Annotated in this window: 21 protein-coding genes; 11 read left to right on the top strand and 10 right to left on the bottom strand. The window is 35.9% G+C overall.

Annotation, left to right across the window (positions count from 1 at the left end; genetic code table 11):
• The first annotated feature begins 6 nt into the window (after positions 1 to 6).
• The 3 genes from AO058_RS13180 (at position 7) to AO058_RS13170 (ending at position 1773) form a co-directional block, all read left to right on the top strand.
• Positions 7 to 315 (top strand): hypothetical protein, encoded by a 309-nt coding sequence (locus AO058_RS13180; RefSeq protein ID WP_075327000.1) that lies wholly within the window; start codon positions 7 to 9, stop codon positions 313 to 315.
• A gap of 183 nt (positions 316 to 498) precedes the next feature.
• Positions 499 to 1392, top strand: a complete 894-nt coding sequence (locus AO058_RS13175) for a YihY/virulence factor BrkB family protein (protein WP_075327977.1) — start codon at positions 499 to 501, stop codon at positions 1390 to 1392.
• A gap of 138 nt (positions 1393 to 1530) precedes the next feature.
• Positions 1531 to 1773: a hypothetical protein gene (locus tag AO058_RS13170; protein WP_075326999.1), complete on the top strand. Its 243-nt coding sequence runs from the start codon at positions 1531 to 1533 to the stop codon at positions 1771 to 1773.
• A gap of 104 nt (positions 1774 to 1877) precedes the next feature.
• Here the strand turns inward: AO058_RS13170 and AO058_RS13165 are convergent, their stop codons facing one another.
• The 8 genes from AO058_RS13165 to AO058_RS13130 all read right to left on the bottom strand — a co-directional run bounded on the left by AO058_RS13165 (position 1878) and on the right by AO058_RS13130 (position 9507).
• Positions 1878 to 4220 (bottom strand): TonB-dependent receptor, encoded by a 2343-nt coding sequence (locus tag AO058_RS13165; protein ID WP_075326998.1) that lies wholly within the window; start codon positions 4218 to 4220, stop codon positions 1878 to 1880.
• 45 nt (positions 4221 to 4265) lie between these two features.
• Entirely contained in the window at positions 4266 to 4550 is a 285-nt protein-coding gene (locus tag AO058_RS13160; RefSeq protein WP_083634184.1) for a hypothetical protein, read from the bottom strand.
• Between the two features lie 39 nt (positions 4551 to 4589).
• A complete protein-coding gene (locus AO058_RS13155; protein WP_075326996.1) occupies positions 4590 to 4892 on the bottom strand; it encodes a DUF6787 family protein in 303 nt (100 codons plus the stop codon).
• Between the two features lie 44 nt (positions 4893 to 4936).
• Positions 4937 to 5356, bottom strand: a complete 420-nt coding sequence (locus tag AO058_RS13150; RefSeq protein WP_075326995.1) for a DUF6146 family protein — start codon at positions 5354 to 5356, stop codon at positions 4937 to 4939.
• Between the two features lie 114 nt (positions 5357 to 5470).
• Positions 5471 to 6091: a DUF937 domain-containing protein gene (locus tag AO058_RS13145; RefSeq protein WP_075326994.1), complete on the bottom strand. Its 621-nt coding sequence runs from the start codon at positions 6089 to 6091 to the stop codon at positions 5471 to 5473.
• A gap of 163 nt (positions 6092 to 6254) precedes the next feature.
• Positions 6255 to 7208 (bottom strand): D-2-hydroxyacid dehydrogenase, encoded by a 954-nt coding sequence (locus AO058_RS13140; RefSeq protein ID WP_075327976.1) that lies wholly within the window; start codon positions 7206 to 7208, stop codon positions 6255 to 6257.
• 152 nt (positions 7209 to 7360) lie between these two features.
• Complete coding sequence (gene serC / locus AO058_RS13135; protein ID WP_075326993.1) at positions 7361 to 8425, bottom strand: 3-phosphoserine/phosphohydroxythreonine transaminase; 1065 nt, start codon at positions 8423 to 8425, stop codon at positions 7361 to 7363.
• A gap of 32 nt (positions 8426 to 8457) precedes the next feature.
• Positions 8458 to 9507: an acyl-CoA reductase gene (locus tag AO058_RS13130; RefSeq protein ID WP_075326992.1), complete on the bottom strand. Its 1050-nt coding sequence runs from the start codon at positions 9505 to 9507 to the stop codon at positions 8458 to 8460.
• A gap of 134 nt (positions 9508 to 9641) precedes the next feature.
• On the opposite strand from AO058_RS13130, the gene AO058_RS13125 reads away from it, so the two are divergent.
• Entirely contained in the window at positions 9642 to 9995 is a 354-nt protein-coding gene (locus AO058_RS13125; protein ID WP_057483042.1) for a 4Fe-4S dicluster domain-containing protein, read from the top strand.
• A gap of 73 nt (positions 9996 to 10068) precedes the next feature.
• Here AO058_RS13125 and AO058_RS13120 read toward each other — a convergent pair whose 3' ends face one another.
• On the bottom strand, positions 10069 to 10947 hold the full coding sequence (locus AO058_RS13120; RefSeq protein WP_075326991.1) for an AraC family transcriptional regulator: 879 nt from the start codon (positions 10945 to 10947) through the stop codon (positions 10069 to 10071).
• A gap of 218 nt (positions 10948 to 11165) precedes the next feature.
• Here AO058_RS13120 and AO058_RS13115 point away from each other — a divergent pair, with 218 nt between their 5' ends.
• From AO058_RS13115 to mscL, 7 genes are all read left to right on the top strand, one after another.
• Positions 11166 to 11738, top strand: a complete 573-nt coding sequence (locus AO058_RS13115; protein ID WP_075326990.1) for a T9SS type A sorting domain-containing protein — start codon at positions 11166 to 11168, stop codon at positions 11736 to 11738.
• A gap of 199 nt (positions 11739 to 11937) precedes the next feature.
• A complete protein-coding gene (locus tag AO058_RS13110; RefSeq protein ID WP_075326989.1) occupies positions 11938 to 16269 on the top strand; it encodes a PAS domain-containing protein in 4332 nt (1443 codons plus the stop codon).
• 208 nt (positions 16270 to 16477) lie between these two features.
• Positions 16478 to 16906, top strand: coding sequence for a response regulator (locus tag AO058_RS13105; protein ID WP_075326988.1), 429 nt, complete (start codon positions 16478 to 16480; stop codon positions 16904 to 16906).
• A 122-nt stretch (positions 16907 to 17028) separates the two neighbouring features.
• The gene (locus tag AO058_RS13100; protein ID WP_075326987.1) at positions 17029 to 18891 is read left to right on the top strand and encodes a DNA topoisomerase IV subunit B; all 1863 of its coding nucleotides are present in this window, start codon (positions 17029 to 17031) and stop codon (positions 18889 to 18891) included.
• Positions 18888 to 19370: a hypothetical protein gene (locus tag AO058_RS13095; protein ID WP_075326986.1), complete on the top strand. Its 483-nt coding sequence runs from the start codon at positions 18888 to 18890 to the stop codon at positions 19368 to 19370. Before AO058_RS13100 ends, AO058_RS13095 begins: the two co-directional genes overlap by 4 nt.
• Positions 19370 to 22018 (top strand): DNA gyrase/topoisomerase IV subunit A, encoded by a 2649-nt coding sequence (locus AO058_RS13090; protein ID WP_075326985.1) that lies wholly within the window; start codon positions 19370 to 19372, stop codon positions 22016 to 22018. Before AO058_RS13095 ends, AO058_RS13090 begins: the two co-directional genes overlap by 1 nt.
• On the top strand, positions 22019 to 22474 hold the full coding sequence (gene mscL, locus AO058_RS13085; protein ID WP_075326984.1) for a large-conductance mechanosensitive channel protein MscL: 456 nt from the start codon (positions 22019 to 22021) through the stop codon (positions 22472 to 22474).
• Positions 22475 to 22476: 2 nt separating this feature from the next.
• Here the strand turns inward: mscL and AO058_RS13080 are convergent, their stop codons facing one another.
• Entirely contained in the window at positions 22477 to 22851 is a 375-nt protein-coding gene (locus AO058_RS13080) for a lipoprotein (RefSeq protein WP_075327975.1), read from the bottom strand.
• Positions 22852 to 22878 lie beyond the last annotated feature (27 nt).

The following is a 22878-nucleotide window of genomic DNA, read 5'->3' as shown; positions in this document are numbered from 1 at the left end:
ATCAAAATGAAACTTTTAAAAGATAAACTATTTATAAAAGGCCTAATGTACGATGCTATTGGTATGGGTACTATGGCAATTCCTTTAGTTGGGCCGTTTCTTGATCTATTATGGGCACCTTATGCAGCCAGAAAAATGGGTGAAATGTACCCTGGCAAAAAAGGAAAAGTAGCTTCTGTACTTGTATTTATTGAAGAGATTTTACCGGGAACCGATATTATTCCAACATTTACGCTAATGTATTTCTATACTTTTGTGTGGAGTAAAAAGAAGCAACCTAAAGAACGGGTAATTGAAGTTGAAATAATAGAGTAAAGCCTAAAGCTAATTTTTCGATTACCGAGTAAAACTCTTTCAAAACTTTATAAAAGCGGAATTCCTTATTGGGATTCCGCTTTTTTTTGCATTTGTTGTAAATTATTTAAAAACTATTTAACAGCGGGTACTCTTTGTTTTTAAATGTTTTATGTAATTTATGCTGAATGCAAAATTTGTAATATGGCAGAGTTTGAAAGGGACCGAAACACTATTTCCAATCCGTCAAAAATTTCTTTTTCTGGCTGGAAGAAAATAGCAATTATAATAAAAGATAAAATAGATGAGAATAACTTAAGTATAGTATCTGCCGGTGTAGCTTTTTATGCATTTTTAGCAATTTTCCCAGCTGTAATGGCCCTGGTTTCAATTTACGGGTTAGCGGTAAATCCTGAGCAAATTGAATATCAATTAAACCAGCTTGCTTCCATGGTGCCAGAAGAAGCCTTTGGGATTGTTGAAAAAAGGCTGGAAGCATTTATTTCAACTTCGGGTAAAACATTAGGTTGGGGAATGGCAATAGGTATTTTATTTAGTATTTGGAGTGCGAATAAAGGAATGAAATCTTTATTTACCGGTATTGATATTGCTTATGCAACCCGCAGCACCCGGGGATTTATAAAACAGAATGCACTTACTTTATTATTTACTTTTGCCGCTATAATCCTAGTGATTTTAAGTATGGGCTTAATAGTTGTTTTTCCTGCCGTAGTAGGGGAATTAGGCTTGCCTCAAAATATTGAAAACCTTATTAGCTGGTTACGCTGGCCAATTCTAGCATTAATTGTTGGATTTTTTCTTTGCATTATTTATAAATATGCTCCTGCTCGGAATAACCCTAAATTAAAATGGGTGGTTCCCGGGGCGTTGGTCGCCACTATTCTATGGTTAATCGCTTCATGGGGTTTCTCTTTTTATGTTAGTAATTTTGGAAGTTATGGGGAAGTTTACGGTTCTATTGCCGCAGTGGTTATTATGATGCTTTGGCTATTTATAAGCTGCTTTACCGTGCTTTTAGGAGCGCAACTAAATTCAGCTTCAGAAAGATATGCTAAAAAAGTTACCGCTTTTGAATAAAATTTCAACTGAATATTCTCTTGATCTAAGAGCGTTAAAACTGTGTTATTTGAAATCTCTTTAACGTTAGGTATATAGAATTACCACGATATTTATATAAACCGAGAATTTTCGGAACTAAAACCAAAAAATAATATTATGAATAGTCAGGCAGTAATACAAAAAGGAATGAAATGGCTTAAACGAGCTGTTATCTTAAAAGCAGGAAAGGTGATTATGAAAAAACCGGCAAGTGCTCTTGGAGTGGGTGCGGTAGCAGCTGGAGCAGGAATTGCAGCCTATAGCTTTCTTAAAAAAAGAAAGAAAAATGACCTAACCCATATAGATAATATTGAAGACAATAATCCCGAAGTTAAAGGGAAAAAGAAAATTATAGTTTAAATACCCCAAATACTTAAAATTAGACCTCACAATTTCGCAGATGCGGGAATGTGAGGTCTTTTTATTTGCATAAAATAGATTGGGTCTTACTGTGTATTATTTAATTAAAGCAACCACCTTACTGAAACAGAAATATTTCTACCAATATTAGAGATACCGTCAGGTTTTAAACGGGAAAGATGTGAGATATAATCTTTATTCAAAATATTGTTAGCACTTACACCAATTCTCATTTCACTGGAATTAATAGTGAATTGTCCTCCAAATCCCGCACCTAATAGACCATAACCACCGGTGCGGGTTTCAAAAGTATCTACATTATTTTGATTAAATACATTTTTCAATCTTAAGAAAGCATATTTACTATATATTTTATCTTCTGGATTGTCAAATTCTAATCTTAAGGTATTGGTTAGGGAATTTGCTGGGATTAGCGGTAAATATTCTCCATTACTTCTTTTTCCCGTTACGGTCTCAAAACTACTTTCAAGGTGTAACCAGTCTAAAGGGTGCGGGTGAATATGAACTCCAACTTCACCACCGTATAATTCAGCATTATTCTGAGTGTATTCAAAAACAGGATTATCATCTATTAATTCTCCCGTAGGCTGTAAATAAATATAATCGCTTATTGAATTATGAAATCCGTTCACGAAAGCTTCAAAATGCTTATTCCGCCATTCTAAAGAAAGATCTACCTGGAAATTCTGTTCATTTTCAAGATTTTGATCTCCAAACTCATACCTATTGGTGCCGTGGTGAGAACCGTTAGAGGTTAATTCAGATAAATTTGGCGCTCTAAAACCGGTAGCCAGGTTTAATCTTGCGCTTAAATTTTCGGTAACATTATATTTTGCCCCCAGCGCACCGTTTATACTTTTATACGAATTATTTATTGCAGCAATTTCACCTGTTTCGTGCTCGTGATCGTGTTCCTCTTCATGTTCTTCCCCTTCATGCTCGTCTTCTGTATGTTCTTCTTCGTGAGCTTCTACTGCTTTGCTATCTACACTCCTGGTATCAAAACGTAAACCTCCCTGGAAATCCCATCGGTCAAAATGAACGTGGGTAGTGGCGAAAAAACCAAAATCTGTAGTAGTGGCATCTGGGATTAAAATTTCTTCGCCATAGTTTGTATTGGTTTGGTGCATTCCCTGAACTCCCAAAATGGTTTCAAATCTACCTGTTCTTGGTAAATTATATTTTAGATTATAATTTAAAGTTTCCAGGTGCATTTCTAAGGCAGGATGGTCAGCACCTTCTTCCTCATGGAGCTCTTCTTCCTCTTCATGTTCTTCTTCGCCGTGTTCCTCTTCGTGGTGGTGTTCTTCAAACTCTTTACGAGTGTTATACTGATAGCCTACTTTAAAATCCAGGCTTGAATTGTTGAAATAAAGTTTATTCTCTAAACTTAAAATATGGTTGTCTATTTCCTGGTAGGGAAGAAGGGGATCTTTATCTGTAGATTGTACCCCTATTTCTTCGGGAATTCCAATATTCGATTTATTGAAATTATACCTTAAATCGGTTTTGAATTTAGCATCCTGGTAGCCGATGCCCGCTTTAAAATCTGTTTCATTAAATCGGGTATTAGTAACCCTTTCTCCATCTCCGGTTTTATAATCACTATGTGCGGCATAACTACCGCGAGCCAAAAATTTTAATTTTTCTCCAGATGTTTTGGCCATCACGCTTCCCTGGTATCCCAGGGTATTGCTGAAATAATTTACATCTGCTTCAGCATTGGTTTCATTTGCGGCTGCGTAACGTTCTGGGTTAAGGTAAAGTACACCACCAATGGCATCACTTCCGTAAAGTAGGGAAGCAGGGCCTTTTATAACCTCAACGCTTTCAATTCCTTTAGAGCTTATACCAAGCCCGTGCTCATCTCCGTACTGCTGATTTTCTAATCTAACTCCCTGTGTATAAACCAAAACACGATTAGAACTTAAACCTCTAATTACCGGTTTCCCAATTCCAACTCCTGTGGTTAAACTTTCCACGCCGGCAATTTGGGTTATCCCGTCGCTTAGAGTAACGGCACCTTTACGATTTAATTCTGCTACATTCTCCCGTTCTACACGCATTACATTTTCACTTTGTAACTGGTGAAAAGGTGTAGAGACTATCACTTCTTCCATCTCTATAGCCGATTTTTCTAAAGTGATATTTAAAGTAGAAGTTTCAGGAAAATCTAATTCGTTGGAGTAGGTGCCGAAACCTACCGAAGAAACTACAATTTTAAATTTTCCGTTAGGGATATTTTCAACTGTAAAATTTCCATCAAGATCGGTCATAGCACCTTTACTTAATTCAGGAAAATAAACATTGGCACTAAATACCGGTTCTCCGGTTTCAGCATTGGTAACCTTGCCCGAGAAGTTATTCTGAGCATATATAATTGGACTCACTGCTATAAAAAGCAATGAGAAAAGTAAACTTTTCATATATTATTTTTAAATAATTAAAATTCTAACAAATAAAAACGGATGTTAGGCAGCCAATGGAGGACCGCGAAGCTCGAAAGGGAGCTTTTGATAATCACTTAAAAATTGATAAAAATCGAAGAATTGTTTTTTGATCTGCTTTTCTACAAGGGGCTCAAAATTTATAAAATCGGCAGCAAGTACCGGACTTTGATGAAAAGAATAGAGTTCACAGTCCAGGCTACTTTCGTGAAAATGCTCATCGGCATAATTTACACATAATTCGTGGCCGTGACCGCTAAAAATATGCGCGAAACTTATTACAACCGGAAGCAAAAGTAATGCTCCCAATAATATAGCGAATATGTGTTTAAAGAGTTTCAAGAATAATTACTGGAATAATTTAGCAAAGCCCATTCTACTTAGCATTTTCTTTTCGAAGGCCCAAAAGAACTGAAACTGGCCAAAAATCCAGCCAAAACTAACCAATAAAACCTGGTAAATAGGAAAAATTAAAAATATTCTAGCGCTCCAGTAAACCGCCCAATGAGAGGATGCCTGGTAGATACCCAGGAAATTACATAGAGGCTCAGCTAATTTAGCTGAAGTAGATCCCGTAATAGCAAATACTATAAATATTATAAATATTTGCCAATTAGAATCTATACCCCAACGTGCTTTTAACTTATTCATGCCGCAAAAATACTAAAAGCTTCGGAGAATTAAAATAATGAGTGTTAAATACGCGTAGGTACAGAGAATCGCTGATTATAATGCCTGCTGAAAAACACAAAGTAATTGTATAGCAAATAGTTTACCTCGTACCCGTAATCTATATTAGGATCGTAATTAATTTCCTGCAAATAAAGATCGGAATTATAGACCTGTGGTTGCCTAACGCGTTGATTATAATCTGAAACCAAAATTCGGTTTTTGTTTTCCAGGTATTGTTGAGAATAATAACCTTCAGGTTTTGCTATAGAATTTATAAAAAGATTAAACCCCGGTTCAATAATTATAATTTCATATTCCAGGCTATCGTTTGCAATGCGCACTGTATCCTCATTTATTTGAGAATCTCCAAGGTTTCTATTTCTTGAGCTTCCGCAGCTATAAATAAATAAACCCAGTAGTAAAATATAAATGAAGTTTTTCATGCCTGTTCTTTATTCTAAAATCGAGACTAAATTTTTCAATGTATTCCTTCATTAAACAAGAAGGAATACATTAAAATTTTATCTACTGAAAAATATAAAATTCTTTAAATTAATTTATTTTCCGCCTAACATACCACCAAGCAGACTGCCACCTTTTTTGCCTTTTTTACCCCCAAAAGCCATTCCGGCAACATCATCTATTACGCTACCATCACCATCGGCGTCTAATAAAGTTTCCAGTAAAGATTGGTCGTGAGAATCATCAGATCCCATAACCGAACCTAATAAACCAGATAAACCAGAAGAACCAACATTATCTTTTCTTTTTTGCTGTCCTAATAAACCCATAACTACCGGGGCAGCCATTTCCAGGATATTATTCACTGTAGATTCATCTATATTTAATGTTCCGGCAATGGTTTTACTAATTCCGCTTTGTTTTGCTCCCAGAACGTGGTTTAAAATCTTGCTACCCTCGTTAGTAAGGTCTTCAGGATCTTTTTCTCCCAAATTATCTAAAACTTCTCCATTATGTTTTTCATCCTGTAAAGCTTTATCTAAACTTTCGGCACCTTTAGGATCTTTAGCGTTTCTTTTCATCGCGCCAAGAATTAACGGCATAGCCATTCCCAATACCGAGGTAATTTTACTTTTATCTTCTGAAGTTTTTGCGCTGGCTTTGTTAACCAGTTGTTCTCCCGTTTGCGTATTAAGTAAATCTAATATTGAAGCCATAATTTTATTTTTTATTTCAATGAATTTACGGCTTTTAAATAGTAAGTCACGTTAAAGCTTTATTATAATCTGCTCGATAAAGGAGATTAGATGCTTAAAAGACTTCCTCTATAATTAAACAACTGTTCGCTATCAATGGCTACTAAGCTTGCTCTCAGGTTGTTTATTTTTTAAAATAGGAGATAATTTGTTTTGAAAGTTCTAAACCTATGCGTTCCTGGGCTTCAAGCGTGGATGCACCAATATGCGGACTTAAAGATAATTTCTCGTTCATTAACAATTTAATAGCCGGTCTTGGTTCGGCTTCAAAAGTATCTAAACCTGCAAAAGCAACTTTACCATCTTCTATAGCTTCCAAAAGTGCTACTTCATCTATAACCCCGCCACGAGCTGTGTTGATAATTCCAACTCCCGGTTTCATCGCCTCTAATTCCTTCTTACCGATTAATGGTTTGGTTTGAGCGGGCACATGAAGCGTTATAAAATCTGAATGTTTTATAAGTTCTTCTACCGGTTCGGTTTTTATAGGAATTTCTATACTTTGATGATTATAAAATTCTAAAGTGATTTTTACTTCCCCGTCTTCTTTATCGCTGGCAATAACCTTCATTCCCAGGCCTAATGCAATTTTAGCAACTTCACGGCCAATCTTACCAAAACCTATAATACCTAAAGTTTTTCCACGGAGTTCAATTCCTGCGGAATAGGATTTTTTTAATTCCTTAAATCTCGATTCACCTTCCAAAGGCATATTCCTGTTGGCATCGAATAATTTTCTTACTCCGCTAAAAAGATGGGCAAAAACAAGTTCTGCCACAGAAGCTGAAGCTGCCTGGGGTGTATTAATAACTTTTATGCCTTTGCTTTCAGCATAGTCTACGGCAATGTTATCTAAACCAACGCCGCCACGACCTATTAATTTTAAATTCTTACACGCATCTATAACAGCCTTATCTACCGTGGTGGCACTACGTACCAATAAAACTTTTATGCCTTTAGAATTAATATAATCGGCAAGTTGTTCCTGGGCAACTTTGGTGCTAACAACTTCAAATCCTGCGTTTTCAAGCTGTTCTATTCCAGCTTTTGCAAGACCATCGTTGGCCAAAATTTTAATCTTTTCAGGTTGAGTTGGAGTAGTAGGTTTATTAAAAAAATCTTCAGGTTTCATTTATTTTATAATTTAATCCCTGTATGGGAATTTTCAGGAATATATTTTCCTGTACGTTTTCAGTTTATTAATACTATTTCAGCTGGTTTTAGGCTTTTTTAGGACTGTTTTTCGAGCTTTTGCATGGTTTCAACCAGTACTTTTACGCTTTCAATATCTAAGGCGTTATACATAGAAGCCCGATACCCTCCAACACTTCTGTGACCGTTAAGTCCGTTAATGCCGGCATCTTTCCAAAGTTTGTCAAAATCTTCTTTCTTGCTTTCGTCTACAAGATTAAAAGTGGCATTCATTGGAGACCTGTCTTCAACTTCAGCAAAACCTTTAAAAAGCGGATTTCTATCTATTTCTTTATAAAGTAAATCGGCTTTTTCGGTATTTCGTTTTTCCATGGCTGCAATTCCGCCGTGATTTTTAATCCATCTTAGGGTTAATAGCGAAACATACACCGCGTAAACAGCCGGAGTGTTAAACATACTGTCTTTTTCCAGGTGTACCTTGTAATTGAGCATAGATGGAATTTCACGCTCTACTTTTCCAAAAATATCTTCTTTAATTACCACGAGTGTAGTTCCCGCAGGGCCCATATTTTTTTGAGCTCCCGCATAAATAAGATCGAATTTTGAAAAATCGAGTTCCCTGGAAAATATATCGCTGCTCATGTCACACACCAACGGGGCATCAACATCAGGGAAATCTTTTATTTGCGTTCCGAAAATGGTGTTATTGCTGGTGCAGTGAAAATAATCTACATCAGAAGGAATTTGATAATTCTTTGGGATATAATTGAAGTTTTTATCTTTAGAAGAGGCCACTTCAACTACTTCGCCAAAAAGTTTCGCTTCTTTTATTGCTTTAGAAGACCAGGTACCGGTATTGAGATAAGCTGCTTTTTTATTCAGTAAATTATAAGCCGTCATTAAAAATTGCATACTGGCACCTCCTTGCAGAAACAAGGCTTTATAGCCTTTATTTTGAAGTCCTAAAAGTTCCAGCGAAAGGTTTCGGGCTTCTTCCATCACATCTACAAAAGCAGCGCTGCGATGCGAAATTTCCATAATAGACAAGCCTGAATCCTGGTAATTTAAAATGCCCTGAGCCGCTTCTTTAAAAACTTCCTGCGGTAAAATACAGGGTCCGGCGCTATAATTATGTTTTTTCATAGTTGGTTTATAAAAGTGGTTAGTCTTATGTTTTAAAGTTCTTCTAAAAATTTTAAAGTATCTACGCCATCGGCATAATCCCATAATTTTGGTTGTTGGGTTTGGCCAAAATCAACTTCAGCATTTGTTCCTACAACGCATTGCAGGTTTTCTTTATTTTGCTCAAGTTTTTCCTGTAATTCTTTTTCATCCTCATATTTTTCATAAAACAAGGTGGCGATAGGGGAGCCAAAACTTTGGTCTTCTTTTAGAATAAGAAATCCGTTTTCCAGCAATTTAAATTCACTCATTAAATACACTGCTTTATTATAATCGTAGTTATTGGAGTATTTAGCTGAATTCAATAAAGTATTCCACGGGTACATCGCCTTAAAGAAAGCATCAAAATTATAGTTTTCGGGAAGATAAAGTTTAGAAACATTGCGGCAACCTAAACCAAAATATCTAAAAACATCTTCGCCCAGAGCTTCCAGTTCTTCTTTACTTTCATTACCGGTAAGAATGGCAACCGAATTTCGGTTTTTTCTTATAATATTAGGTTTCCCCGAGAAATAATACTCAAAATAGCGTGCAGTATTGTTACTTCCGGTAGCGATTACCGCATCAAAATTGGTAAGTTTCTCTTCAGTAAATTTTATTCGTTCTTCAAATTCTGGCGCTATATTCATTAAAAACCCGGCAATTACCGGTAACAATTGTTTATCGTTAGAAGATTGTTTTACCAATACTTTATGCCCAGAAATTAAAACCGAAACAAAATCGTGAAATCCAACTAATGGAATATTGCCTGCCATAATAATGGCTACTGTTTTTTGTTCTGGTTTATCGAATTTATAAGGTTCAAGCCATTCATCCAAATTGCTTTGGGTTAGCGCTTTGCTCCATTGCTGAAGTGAAAAAATCACGTTTTCTCGAGTAAACCAGCCGTTATAATGAACAGCCTGATCAATTTTATCATTTAATTCATTAAAAAATCTTTCGTTTTCAGGCGTTATTTTTATTGAATTATTAGTGGCATCCCCAAAAAGACTCAGGAATTTTCCCACTTGAACAAAATATGATTTTCTTTCTTCGATTGTCATTTCCTTATTTGGTTATGATAGCCAATGGCTTTAAATTTGTAGCGCGAAATTAAAACTTAAGGCGGCAAACTCCTAAAAAACGACGGGAAATACCAACTAAGTTTTATGATAATTAAATTACAAAGAAAAAAGCTATGGCAATTGTTATAACAGATGAGTGCATAAACTGCGGTGCTTGCGAGCCCGAGTGCCCAAATACAGCAATTTACGAAGGTGCAGATGACTGGCGTTATGCCGATGGTACAGACCTGGAAGGTAACGTGGTACTACCCAACGGGAAAGAAGCCGATGCTAACGAAGCTCAGGAACCTATTAGTGATGAGATCTATTATATTGTACCAGATAAGTGTACAGAATGTAAAGGGTTTCACGAAGAACCACAATGTGCTGCGGTTTGCCCGGTAGATTGTTGTGTACCAGATGATGAACACGTAGAAAGCGAAGAAGAATTACTCGCCAAGCAGAAATTTATGCACGAGAACGAATAAATTCTGCTGAATTTAGAATATAAAAGATCCCGTTTTAGTTGAAATGGGATCTTTTTTTATATAGTAGAATTGCTTATGAAACCGCGAACTTAATCTCATTACGATAAACCGAAGGTGACTTGCCGGTAAACTTTTTAAACTGCTTGTTAAAGTGACTAAAATTATTAAAGCCACTTTCAAAGCACACATCTGTGATACTTATTTGCTTTTCGTGTAGTAATTTTGCAGCGTGTACCAGGCGATATTCGTTCACGAATTGTACGAAAGTTTTTCCAGTCGTTTTTTTGAAATATCTACAAAAAGCCGGCACCGTCATACTCACCACATCGGCAATTTCTTCCAGGGCAATATTTCTTTTAAACTCGTTCTTTACAAAATTAAAGATCACGTTAATTCTATTGTGGTCTTCCAGTTCGGTATCCAGTACAAAGCCTTCGGCATTTAAAAGCGTAAAATCTTTTGCATTTTCAAGCATATTAAGAACATCTAGCAAACCCAGTAGCCTTTTATAGTTAGTTAATGAGCTTAAGGCTTCTATCTTTTCCCCGATAAGGTTTTTATCTTCTCCGTGAAAAACAATTCCATTTTTGGCCCGCTCAAGTAAAACCCGCACATTTCTCATTTCAGGAATTTCCCAGAAGTTTTTTCCGAGGAAATCTGGGCTAAACTGAATAACGGTTTCCCGGTCATTATTGGTTAAACTATCGGTAAACCCACAGTGCGGAAGATTGGCGCCAATTAAAATAAGATCACCGTTTTGATAATAAGAGACGTGGCTTCCAATTTGTCTTTTACCAGATCCTCCGTTTACATAAACAAGTTCAATTTCGGGATGGTAATGCCAAAATGTGTGGTTTTTGTTTTGATGATCCTGGTTAAAATTTTTAAAAGAAAATGAACTTCCAAAGCTTGGGTCTACTTTTTCAAAAGAAGGTTTACTGGTTTTTAGCATATTCTCAATAAATTAACACTTAGTTGATATGGGCTTAATATAGGCCTGTAGTATAAAATTAACTCAAAAATATGCTATATGCACAATAATTCAATATTAAATTATTGTAAAGATCAATATAGCACATTTTCTTGTTTATTCACTACTATTCAGCAGGGTAAAAGTGCGCTATCTTTGTAATTGTAAACAAGGGGTATTAACAATTAAAAATCAAAATTATGAAAAAACTATTGAAAAATTCGTTATTACTAGTAGTATTGGTAACCGGAATAAACATGTATGCAGCTGACCGTGTGGAAGTTAGTGTTGATAAAGGTCAAACGTTAATTGTAGAATTAGATAATGTAAGTACAGTAAGCTTAGAAGATGCTTCGGGATTTATTCTATTTAAGGATAGCCCGGCTCTTGATGGGAATTATAAGAAACAAATAGATTTTAGTCGTATTCCTGCTGGAACTTACTTTTTAAATACAGAAGATCTTAATGGGATTTACACTACAGAAATTAAGAAATCTTCTACCGGAATAAGTATAGAAGATAAAACTGCTGCGGTTGTTTTTAAACCAATTTACAGAGTGGAATCTAAAAAAGTGAAATTTTTTCTAACCAATCCCGCAGAAACTAGTGCCACTTTAAAGGTATATGATGCTACAGGAAAACTGGTAGGAGAAGTTAAAGGAAAAGGTTACACAATGAACAAAACCCTGGATTTCTCTAAAATGCCAAAAGGAGAATACACTTTTACACTAAACGTTGCTGACAAAACAGTTACAGAAAAACTTTCAATTTAAGTAAGTTTATTAATTCAACCTAAAGCAGGAATTTGCACCTAAAATTCCTGCTTTTATTATTTAAAGGCCGAAACTGGTTTCTCTAGTTTCGGTTTTTTTTATTCCTATTAAAATAGTCTCACAAATTTTAAGTATTTTCCAAAACAATTAGCGCTTTATTTTAAATAATTAAATTCAAGTCCAGTAATCCCAATCTGTAATGATTAACCTCACGCAACAAAAAGAAGTATTCCTGTCTTTTCCTGACAATTGTTTCTTATTACTACCAGATGATCCAAAATTTACAATTATTGAAGTTAATCGTGCCTTTACAAAAACTTCTGGAATGAAGCGCGAACAATTGGTGGGAAATGGTATGCTGGAAGTTTTTGGTAAAGAAAATAGAGATCACGATTTTATTAAAATAATTACTAAATTCCTTAGGGAAGCTATAGAATTTGGCGAGCCAAATCATATTCCCCAGGTAAGGTATGACCTGCCCGATGAAAAGGGTAGACTACAGCGAAAAATTTGGGAAGCCGATAATATTCCTATTAAAAATGAAAATGGTGAAATTGAATTTATTTTACACCGGGTACGTGATATAACTCAAGTAATTAGAACCCGAGAAGAGGGGCAGGCTTCGCTGAAAAGCTTAAAGGAGAATGAAAAATTTCTAAAAGAAACTCAGGAAGTTGCAAAAATTGGGAGCTGGGAATTGGATATTGAACAAAATACACTTTCCTGGTCTAATATGCTTAAAGAAATTCACGAGGTTCCGCAAGATTTTACACCGGGTCTTGATGCTGCGATAGGTTTTTATAAAACAGAAAAAGATAGGACCACCATAAAAAATGCAGTTTCCAATGCCCTTGAAACCGGTAAAACTTTTGATCTTGAACTGGAAATTATCACTGCAAAAAATAACGATAAATGGATAAGAGCCACGGGGAAACCACATTTTAAAAACGGAAAATGTGTTAGAGTATTTGGAGCCACCCAGGATATTACTTCCCGTAAACTTGCTCAAATTAGACTTGAAAACATTAACGATAATATTCCCGGCGTTGTTTTTAGATATAAACTTAAACCAAATGGTGATGATCAATTAATGTACATAAGCGAAGGGGTTCGGAATGTTTGGGGGATTACCCCACAGGAAGCTACGCGAGACAATAGCGTTGTATGGGATTTGTATTATGAAGATGACGTGCCGGGACTTAAAAAAACAATCAATGAATCTGCCGGTAATTTAAATATGTGGACCTATGAGTGGCGGGTAAAACATCCCGAAAAAGGTTTGCGTTGGAATAGAGGATTTGGAACTCCGCAGAAAATGGCAGACGAAAGTGTTGTTTGGGATTGCATTGTTTTAGATGTAACCGAAGAAAAATTGGCGTATGAATTATTAGAAATTAATGAATCCAGGCAGCGTAGTTTACTCGAGTCTCAAACCAATTATGTTATTAGAACCGATACCGAAGGAAATTACACCTATTACAATTCAAAATTTAAAGAAGATTTTGGGTGGATCGATACAGAGGAGGGTTTAATTGGAAATAGTTGTATGATAGCGGTTGTGGAAGAAGACAGGCCAAAAGTGCAGGAAACCGCTATTAAATGCCTGGAGAATCCTAATGAAACATTTCAAATAGAGATAGGAAAACCCCGAAGGGACGGTAAAACCCGAACTACGGTATGGGATTTTATTGCCTTATGTGATGCCGAAGGAAATCCAAATGAAATTCAGTGTATAGGGATTGATATTTCAGAAAAAAAGGAAGCAGAGTTATCGCTCAATGAAGCCAAAAAGCAATATGAAGGGTTAATCAACAGCATAGAAGGTGTTTTTTGGGAAATGGATGCAAAAACCTTTGAGTTTACCTTTGTAAGTGAACAAGCAAAAGATTTAATAGGAATTAAGCCCAAAGATTGGTATCACGATGCAGGCTTTTGGCAAAACCATATACATCCTGAAGACCGTGAATACGCGGTAAATTTTTGTTCTAACCAGGTAAAAAAAGGAAATAACCACAGCTTTGAATACCGAATGCAAAAAGCAGATGGAAGTTATGTGTGGTTAAGTGATGTGGTTTCGGTAATAAGAGAAAACGGGGAAATCAAATGGCTAAGAGGTATTATGACAGATATCTCGAAAAGAAAAAGAGCTGAAGAACAAATTCAGTTAAGCGAGCAGCGCTTTAAAGGTTTGGTGCAGGAAGGTGGCGATTTAATTGCCATATTAGATGAAAATGGAGATTATATCTATGCAAGCCCTACTTCAGTTTCTGTTTTAGGCTTTACCCAGGAAGATTTTAAAAATAGAAATGCGTTTGATTTTATTCATCCTGACGATCTCCCAAAGGTTCAAAAGGAATTTGCAAAAATAGAACAGCAAAAAAGAATAGAAATTAGTGGCTTTAGGTTTAAGCACAAAAATGGAGATTGGCGATGGTTGGAAACTACCTTAACCAATCTTTCTGATGATCCCGCAGTAAATGGATATGTTTCTAATGCCAGGGATATTACCGATAAGAAGCGTTTTCAGGAATTAGAGAATTTAGAGCGAAAAGTCCTGGAAATGAATTTTAAAAAAACCTCCCGATTAAAGGAAATCCTTAATTTTTATGTGGAGAGCCTGGAAAAGATAAATCCTAATGCATTTTTTGTTATTCAAAAGTTTGAAAACGAGAAATTATCTTATTGGGCTTCCGGTGAAATTGAGCCCTCACTTGTAGAAGCTTTAAATGAGCTGGGAATTGAAAAAAGAGAAAAAATATTTTCTGTATTTGACGAGGGGAAACCTGTTAATTTAAAAATAAATAAAGTTCCAGATTCCAACTTAAAAGCACTGGCATTAGAAAATAAAATTGAATCCTGCTCTACTTACCCAATTATAGATTCAAAAGGCGAAAGACTGGGTATTTTTACGGTTTTTTATAAAAAAGAGCATTTTTCTGAAGAAAAAAAGGAGCAAAGAAGTATTAAAAGAGCGGTTGGATTGCTACAGTTAATTATTGAATTTCAGATAAATGAACTCGCCTTAAAACGTAGCAATCAACGCTACGAATTTGTAAATAAAGCTACCGAAGATGCTATTTATGATTGGGATGTGGTAAATGATGAGCTTAAATGGGGAGATGGGTTTTACAAAATGGTTGGCGCCGATAGGGAGGATGCAAAGTTTTCGCTCGAAAAATGGAGCGAAGGCGTTCACCCCAATCATATAGCTGAAGTATATGAAAGTCTGGAAAATAGTTTAAAAGATAAGAGTAAAAACAAATGGAGTTCTGAATATCTATTTAGAAAAGCCAACGGAGATTTTTTAAATATTATTGATAACGGCTATATTATTAGGAATGAGGAAGGCTTAGCAGTAAGAATGATTGGAGTACTTCGTGATGTTTCAGACATTAGAGCTTATGAAAAGGAACTTGAAAACGCAAACGAAAGATACCGTTATGTAACCAAAGCCACCTCTGATGCTATTTGGGATTATGATGTAGTGGAAGGGGAATTATTCTGGGGGGCAGGATTCGAAAATTTATTCGGCTATAATTTAAACGAATTAAAACCGAAACTTTCTACGTGGTACAATAAAATTCACCCAGAAGATCAGGGGAGAATTGTTAATAGTTTTCAGGAATTTCTTAATAGTGAAGATACGATTTGGGAAGAAGAATATAGGTATATAAATGCGCAGGATGAATATATGGATGTTTTTGACAGGGGTTTTGTAGTGCGTGATAAAAATAATAAAGCCCTTAGGGTAGTTGGTGCAATGCAGGATATTTCGCGTAAAAAACAATACGAAATATCACTTAAAAAGCTTAATGCAGAATTAAAAGAAAGAGCCAAAGAATTGGCTACTTCAAATGCAGAATTAGAGCAGTTTGCCTACGTAGCCTCTCATGACCTCCAGGAGCCATTGCGCATGGTGACAAGCTTTTTAACCCAATTAGAAAAGAAATATGCAGATGTTCTGGACGAAAAAGGTTTGTTGTATATAGATTTTGCCGTAGATGGTGCAAAAAGAATGCGACAAATTATTTTAGATCTTTTAGAATTCTCCAGGGTAGGTAGAACCGAAGATAAACTTGAAACTGTTGCATTAGATGATATTTTAGAAGAAATTAAATACCTGTACAGGAAAAGGATAGAGGAAAGAAATGTAAAGATTATATATGTAAATTTACCCGTAATAAAAGTGCCAAAAAGTCCTATAAGACAGGTATTTCAAAATATTATTAGCAACGCTATTAAATACAGCAAAGCAGAGATTAATCCTACGATTACCATTGATTTTCAGGAGACTGCAAATTTCTGGGAATTTAGCATAAAAGATAACGGGATTGGGATAGATAAGGAATATTTTGATCGTATTTTTGTGATTTTTCAGCGCCTGCACCATAGGGATGAATATTCGGGTACCGGAATGGGACTCGCGGTAACCAAAAAAATTATTGAGAACCTGGGCGGTAACATTTGGGTAGAATCCCAGGAAGGAAATGGGAGTATTTTTCACTTTACCATTTGCAAGTATATTTCATAATAATAAATAGATTCTAATAATTAGATTTACATTAAAAATGATTTATATTTTTTAGTTAATTATTGCGTAAATCAGTATATTCTACTCGGCAATGGAGATATAAATGCACCAATATTGCTTAGAACATTAAATAACTGTCAATTATGAATACCCATAAGTTACTATGTGGTAGATTATTATTAAAACTTTCAAATAAATTCTTATAGCTATGGAATCTATCCACATACTTTTGGTTGAAGATAATGAAGGCGATATACTTTTAACTTCTGAAGCGCTTGAAGACGGTAAAATTCTAAATAAATTAAGTGTGGTTAGAGATGGAAAAGAGGCGATGGATTTTCTGGATAAAAAAGGAACGCATGTAAAAGCACTTACCCCAGATCTTATTTTACTGGATGTAAATCTTCCAAAAATGAATGGGCACGAGGTTCTTAAATTTGTTAAACAGCATAAAGACCTAAAACAAATTCCCGTAATTATGCTCACTACTTCGTCTTCCAAAGAAGATATAGATATTTCTTACCAGAATTATGCTAACTGTTATATCACAAAACCTATAGAAGTAGAAGATTTTATGAAAGCCGTGAATCAAATTGAGGAGTTTTGGGTGAATTTGGTAAAACATCCCTCTAAATAGTCGTTTTTCTTCAAAATATAATTAACATTATATTTTAAATTTTTGTTAATTAAAATCCGCTTGCATTGTTTTAACTTTTTGCGCTATACCTTATATTAGCGCCACAACTCCATGAACCACTTATGAGCCAGGAAACAAAGTATACCGAAGATAATATACGGTCTTTAGACTGGAAAGAACATATTAGAATGCGTCCCGGGATGTACATTGGTAAGCTGGGAGACGGCTCCAGTGCAGACGATGGGATTTATATTCTCCTAAAAGAAGTGCTGGATAACAGTATTGATGAATTTGTAATGGGATCTGGAAAAACCATTGAGATCTCGGTGCAAAATCAGCGTGTTATTGTTCGTGACTATGGTCGTGGAATTCCGTTAGGAAAAGTAGTTGATGTAGTTTCAAAAATGAATACGGGCGGGAAATACGATACCCGCGCTTTTAAGAAGTCGGTAGGACTTAATGGTGTTGGTACTAAAGCAGTAAATGCACTTTCATCATATTTTAGAGTAGAATCTTCCAGAGATGGCAAATCTCACGCTGCCGAATTTGAGCAGGGAGAATTAAAAGAAGAAGAACATCTTGACGAAACTTCCCGCCGTCGCGGAACCAAGGTTACCTTTGTTCCCGATGAGGTTATTTTTAAGAATTTTAAATTCCGAAATGAGTATATAGAAAAAATGCTGAAAAATTATGTGTACCTGAATCCCGGGTTAACCATAATTTTTAACGGCGAAAAATTCTATTCAGAAAACGGACTTAAAGATCTTTTAAAAGATAGTATTCACGAAGATGAGCGTTTGTATGAAATTATCCATATGCGCGGTGAGGATATTGAAGTTGCTCTAACACATAGTAAAGCCCAATACAGTGAAGAATATCATTCTTTTGTAAATGGGCAAAATACTTCCCAGGGTGGTACACACCTTGCGGCTTTTAGAGAGGCAATCGTTAAAACGGTACGCGAGTTCTACGGAAAAAATTACGATGCCAGCGATATTAGAAAATCTATAGTATCGGCTATTAGTATTAAAGTAATGGAGCCTGTTTTTGAAAGTCAGACTAAAACAAAACTGGGTTCTACAGATATGGGTGGGAAAATGCCCACCGTACGGACTTACATTAACGATTTTCTAAAAACACAGCTGGATAATTACTTGCATAAAAACCAGGAAACTGCCGATAGGCTTCAGCGTAAGATTTTACAGGCAGAAAGAGAACGTAAAGATCTGTCGGGAATTAGAAAACTTGCAAAGGAAAGAGCTAAAAAAGCCAGTCTTCACAATAAAAAATTACGTGATTGCCGTATTCATCTGGGTGACAGTAAAAAAGAACGCTATTTAGAAACAACTTTGTTTATTACCGAGGGAGATTCTGCGAGTGGTTCTATTACCAAATCTCGTGATGTAAATACGCAGGCGGTTTTCAGTTTAAAAGGAAAACCATTGAACAGTTACGGTTTAAGTAAAAAGATCGTCTACGAAAATGAAGAATTCAATTTACTGCAAGCCGCATTAAATATTGAAGAATCTTTAGAAGATCTTAGATACAACAATATAGTAATTGCAACTGATGCCGATGTAGATGGAATGCACATTAGGTTGTTGTTAATCACCTTTTTCCTCCAGTTTTTTCCTGAATTAATCAAGGAAAATCATTTATATATTCTGCAAACTCCGTTATTCAGGGTTCGGAATAAAAAGGAAACTATTTACTGTTACAGCGAAACCGAAAGAAGAAATGCGGTAGAAAAATTAACCGGAAAAGCTGAAATCACTCGATTTAAAGGTTTAGGTGAAATCTCTCCAGATGAATTTCAGCATTTTATTGGAGAAGATATTAGATTAGATCCCGTGATGCTGGACAAAGAAAAGTCTATAGACGAAATGCTTAATTTCTATATGGGTAAAAATACGCCTGATAGGCAGGAATTTATTATTGACAATCTTAAAGTTGAACTTGACCTTATTGAAGAGTTAGGCTTATGAGATTCACCAATAGAAATGAAGTAAAAATAGTTCCTTCAATGTACATTGTTTTGGTGGCGATATTTGTCACCAATATTTTTGTGAATATTGAGCTAATGAGCAGCGAAGAACCGGTAAGGTTCAGCCACTATGTACCAAATATTGTGGTGCTTATACTTGGTTTCTATGTGCATAAAATTGGTCAGAGTTTTGACTTTGATAGTGATGGTGAAACCCTGAATCTAAAGAACAACGGGGTTTTCTTTTCAAAATTTATGGAATACCGGGTAAAGAAGGCTGAATTCCCAAAAAGAAAACTTGGGAAATTTAAATTCAGCGATTACTTTTTTTATTCCGCAGTAACAATTTACATAAGTTCGCGCAGAAGGCGCGGTTACAAAAAATATACTTTTAATACTACTTTTCTCAGCCGTAAAAAGAAGCGTGGCATGATAGCTTCTATGCAGAAAATTGTAGAAAATCAAAAAACTACAGCTTAATGGAAGAAAACCAGGAAGAAGCTAAAGATGAACATTTAGAACAACCAAAAGAAGAGCTTATAAAAGTGACCGGGATGTACAAAGACTGGTTTCTTGATTATGCATCTTATGTGATTCTGGAACGTGCGGTACCTGCCATGGAAGATGGTTTTAAACCGGTACAACGCCGTATCATGCATTCTATGAAAGATCTTGACGATGGCCGCTATAATAAAGTGGCGAATATCGTTGGGCATACCATGCAGTATCACCCGCACGGTGATGCCAGTATTGGTGATGCCATGGTGCAAATGGGCCAAAAGGATATTTTAATAGATACCCAGGGAAACTGGGGAAATATTTTAACCGGAGACCGTTCTGCCGCTCCAAGATATATTGAAGCTCGTTTATCTAAATTCGCACTGGAAGTTTTATTTAATCCGAAATTAACTGAATGGCAACTTTCTTACGATGGTAGAAAGAAGGAGCCCGTAAACCTACCGGTTAAATTCCCAATGTTGCTTGCACAGGGAGCCGAAGGTATTGCCGTAGGTTTGAGTACTCGTGTGCTTCCGCATAATTTTAATGAACTGATAGATGCTTCTATAAAGCATTTAAAAGGGAAAAAATTCACCTTATTCCCCGATTTTCCAACCGGCGGAATTGCAGATATTTCAAACTACAACGATGGGAAGCGGGGAGGCCGTGTTAGAGTTCGGGCTAAAATTAGCCAGTATGATAAAAACACCTTGGCGATTACCGAAATTCCCTATGGAACTACCACTACAAGTCTTATAGATTCCATTTTAAAAGCGAACGATAAAGGTAAAATTAAGATCAAGAAGATTGAGGATAATACAGCTGCTGAAGTTGAGATCCTTATTCATTTGCCAAATAATATTTCGCCAGATAGAACTATTGATGCGCTTTACGCATTTACTTATTGCGAGAACTCTATCGCACCGCTTGGCTGTGTAATTATTGATAATAAGCCTATTTTCCTTGGTGTTTCAGAAATATTGAGAAGCTCTACAGATCATACGCTTCATTTGCTGAAGAGGGAATTAGAGATCACACTTGACGAACTGGAAGAGCAATGGCATTTTTCATCTTTAGAGCGAATTTTTATTGAAAAACGGATCTATCGTGAGATAGAAGAGGAAGAAACCTGGGATGGTGTGATCAATGCCATAGATGAAGGTTTAAAACCACATATAAAACACTTAAAACGCGCCGTCACCCGCGAAGATATTACCAGGCTTACCGAAATTAGGATCAAAAGAATTTCGAAATTCGATTTAGATAAAGCACAGCAAAAAATTGAGTCTTTAGAAGATGAAATCGCCAATGTGAAACATCATTTAGATCATTTGGTAGATTACGCTGTCGCCTATTTCACTAAACTGAAGAAAGATTACGGAAAAGAAAAAGATAGAAAAACCGAGCTTCGTATTTTTGATGATATTGAAGCTACCAAGGTGGTGATTAGAAATTCAAAACTTTATGTAAACCGTAAAGAAGGTTTTATTGGTACCGCGCTAAAGAAAGATGAATATGTAACCGATTGTAGTGATATAGACGATATTATTTGTTTTACTGCAGATGGTAAGATGATGGTCACTAAGGTGGATACCAAAACCTTTATTGGGAAAGATATTATTCACGTTGCCATTTTTAAGAAAAAAGATAAGCGCACCATTTATAATATGATCTACCGAGACGGGAAATCCGGTGCCTCATATATAAAACGTTTCTCGGTAACTTCTGTGACTCGGGATAGGGAATACGATTTATCTCAGGGGAAAAAAGATTCAAAAGTGCATTACTTTACAGCAAACCCTAATGGTGAAGCTGAAGTAGTGACTATTTTTCTAAGACAGGTTGGTAGCATTAAAAAATTAAAATTTGATGTAGACTTTGCCGATATGCTTATTAAGGGCAGAAATGTAAAAGGAAATATTGTTACTAAATATGCTGTAAAACGTGTTGAGCTTAAAGAAGAAGGCGTTTCTACCTTAAAGCCAAGAAGAATCTGGTTTGATGAAACGGTAAAAAGATTGAATGTTGATGAACGTGGAGAACTCCTTGGTGAATTTAGGGGAGAAGATCGAATTTTGATCGTTACCCAGGACGGAACTGCAAAAACCATAATTCCTGAACTTACAACTCGTTTTGATGAAGAAATGGTAGTGTTGGAAAAATGGGTGCCGAAAAAGCCAATTTCAGCAATTTACTGGGAACCGGAAAAAGAACGTTTTTATGTGAAGCGTTTTTTAATTGAAAATCCAGATAAAGAAGAGAAGTTTATCAGTGAACATGAAAATTCCTATTTAGAACTGGTTTCTACCAATTATTACCCGCAAGCGGAAATAGTTTTCTCCAAACAACGTGGCAAAGAACAGCGTCCTAACGAAGAAGTTAATATTGAAGAATTCATTTCGGTAAAGGGTATTAAGGCTCTTGGAAACCAATTAACTACAGATAAGGTGAAACAGATCAATCCGTTAGAGCCTTTACCATACGAAGAGGAGGAAGAAACACCTGCAGAAGATATTGAAGTGGTAGACGATGAAGCAGTTTCAGATGACAAAACCAAGCTAAATATTGTTGGCAAAAAGGAAGATAAAGGTGATTCTTCTGAAAGCCAGGGAACATTATTTGATGAGTAAATGGGTATTTTAAAAGAGTTTAAAGAGTTTGCCATAAAAGGAAATATGGTCGATATGGCTGTGGGTATCATAATAGGTACAGCCTTTAATTCGGTGGTAAACACTCTGGTAAAGGAAGTAGTGATGCCGCCACTAAGCCTCATGACCGATGGTATTGAGTTCGCTAACAGGAAATGGGTACTTAGGGAAGGTGTTGCAGAAGCCGAAGGCACGCAATTAGTGGAAGAAGTTGCTATTGGCTATGGAGCGCTAATAGAAGCTTTCCTGGATTTTTTAATTATAGGTTTTACAATATTCCTGGTGATAAAATTTATGAACCGATTTAGAAAAAAGGCCCAGGATCCCGAAGATAAAAGAGAAGTTACGCCAAAAGATATAGAGCTTTTATCAAAAATGAATCAGCTTATGGAAGAACAAAACCAGTTGCTTAAAAATAACTACCCAAACAAAAAATAAGTTTATTTAACGCGGTTTACAGAGCCACGTTGCTTCTTATCCTGGCCTACAATCCCATATTCAAAGGTATAACCATCTTTATTGGTGGTTAAGATCTTCATATGAATGGGTTTTTCCTCGGCCATACTCTTAGGGTTTAGATTTTTTAGAATATACTCGCAGTCGTTTATCCATCTAACCGATGAGGTGTCTGATTTCCCCTGGAATTTATCAATTTCTATAGAATCGTTCCTTATAAAGGTAGAAGTGGCTAATTCGCCATTTAAATAGGTTTTATACTCAAATGTGCCGGTTTTAAAATCGGTGCAGTTTCTTTCCGGTTCAAAACAGCCCGTTAAAATAAAAACCAGGCTTAATAGTAGTAAAAGCTTTTTCATTATTGCAATTCCTTTTGAACTGCAAAA

The organism is Salegentibacter sp. T436, from assembly GCF_001932675.1.
In the GTDB taxonomy this organism is placed as follows: domain Bacteria; phylum Bacteroidota; class Bacteroidia; order Flavobacteriales; family Flavobacteriaceae; genus Salegentibacter; species Salegentibacter agarivorans.
The sequence above is the reverse complement of the archived record's forward strand: the minus strand, read 5'-3'. Positions and strand labels throughout refer to the sequence as shown.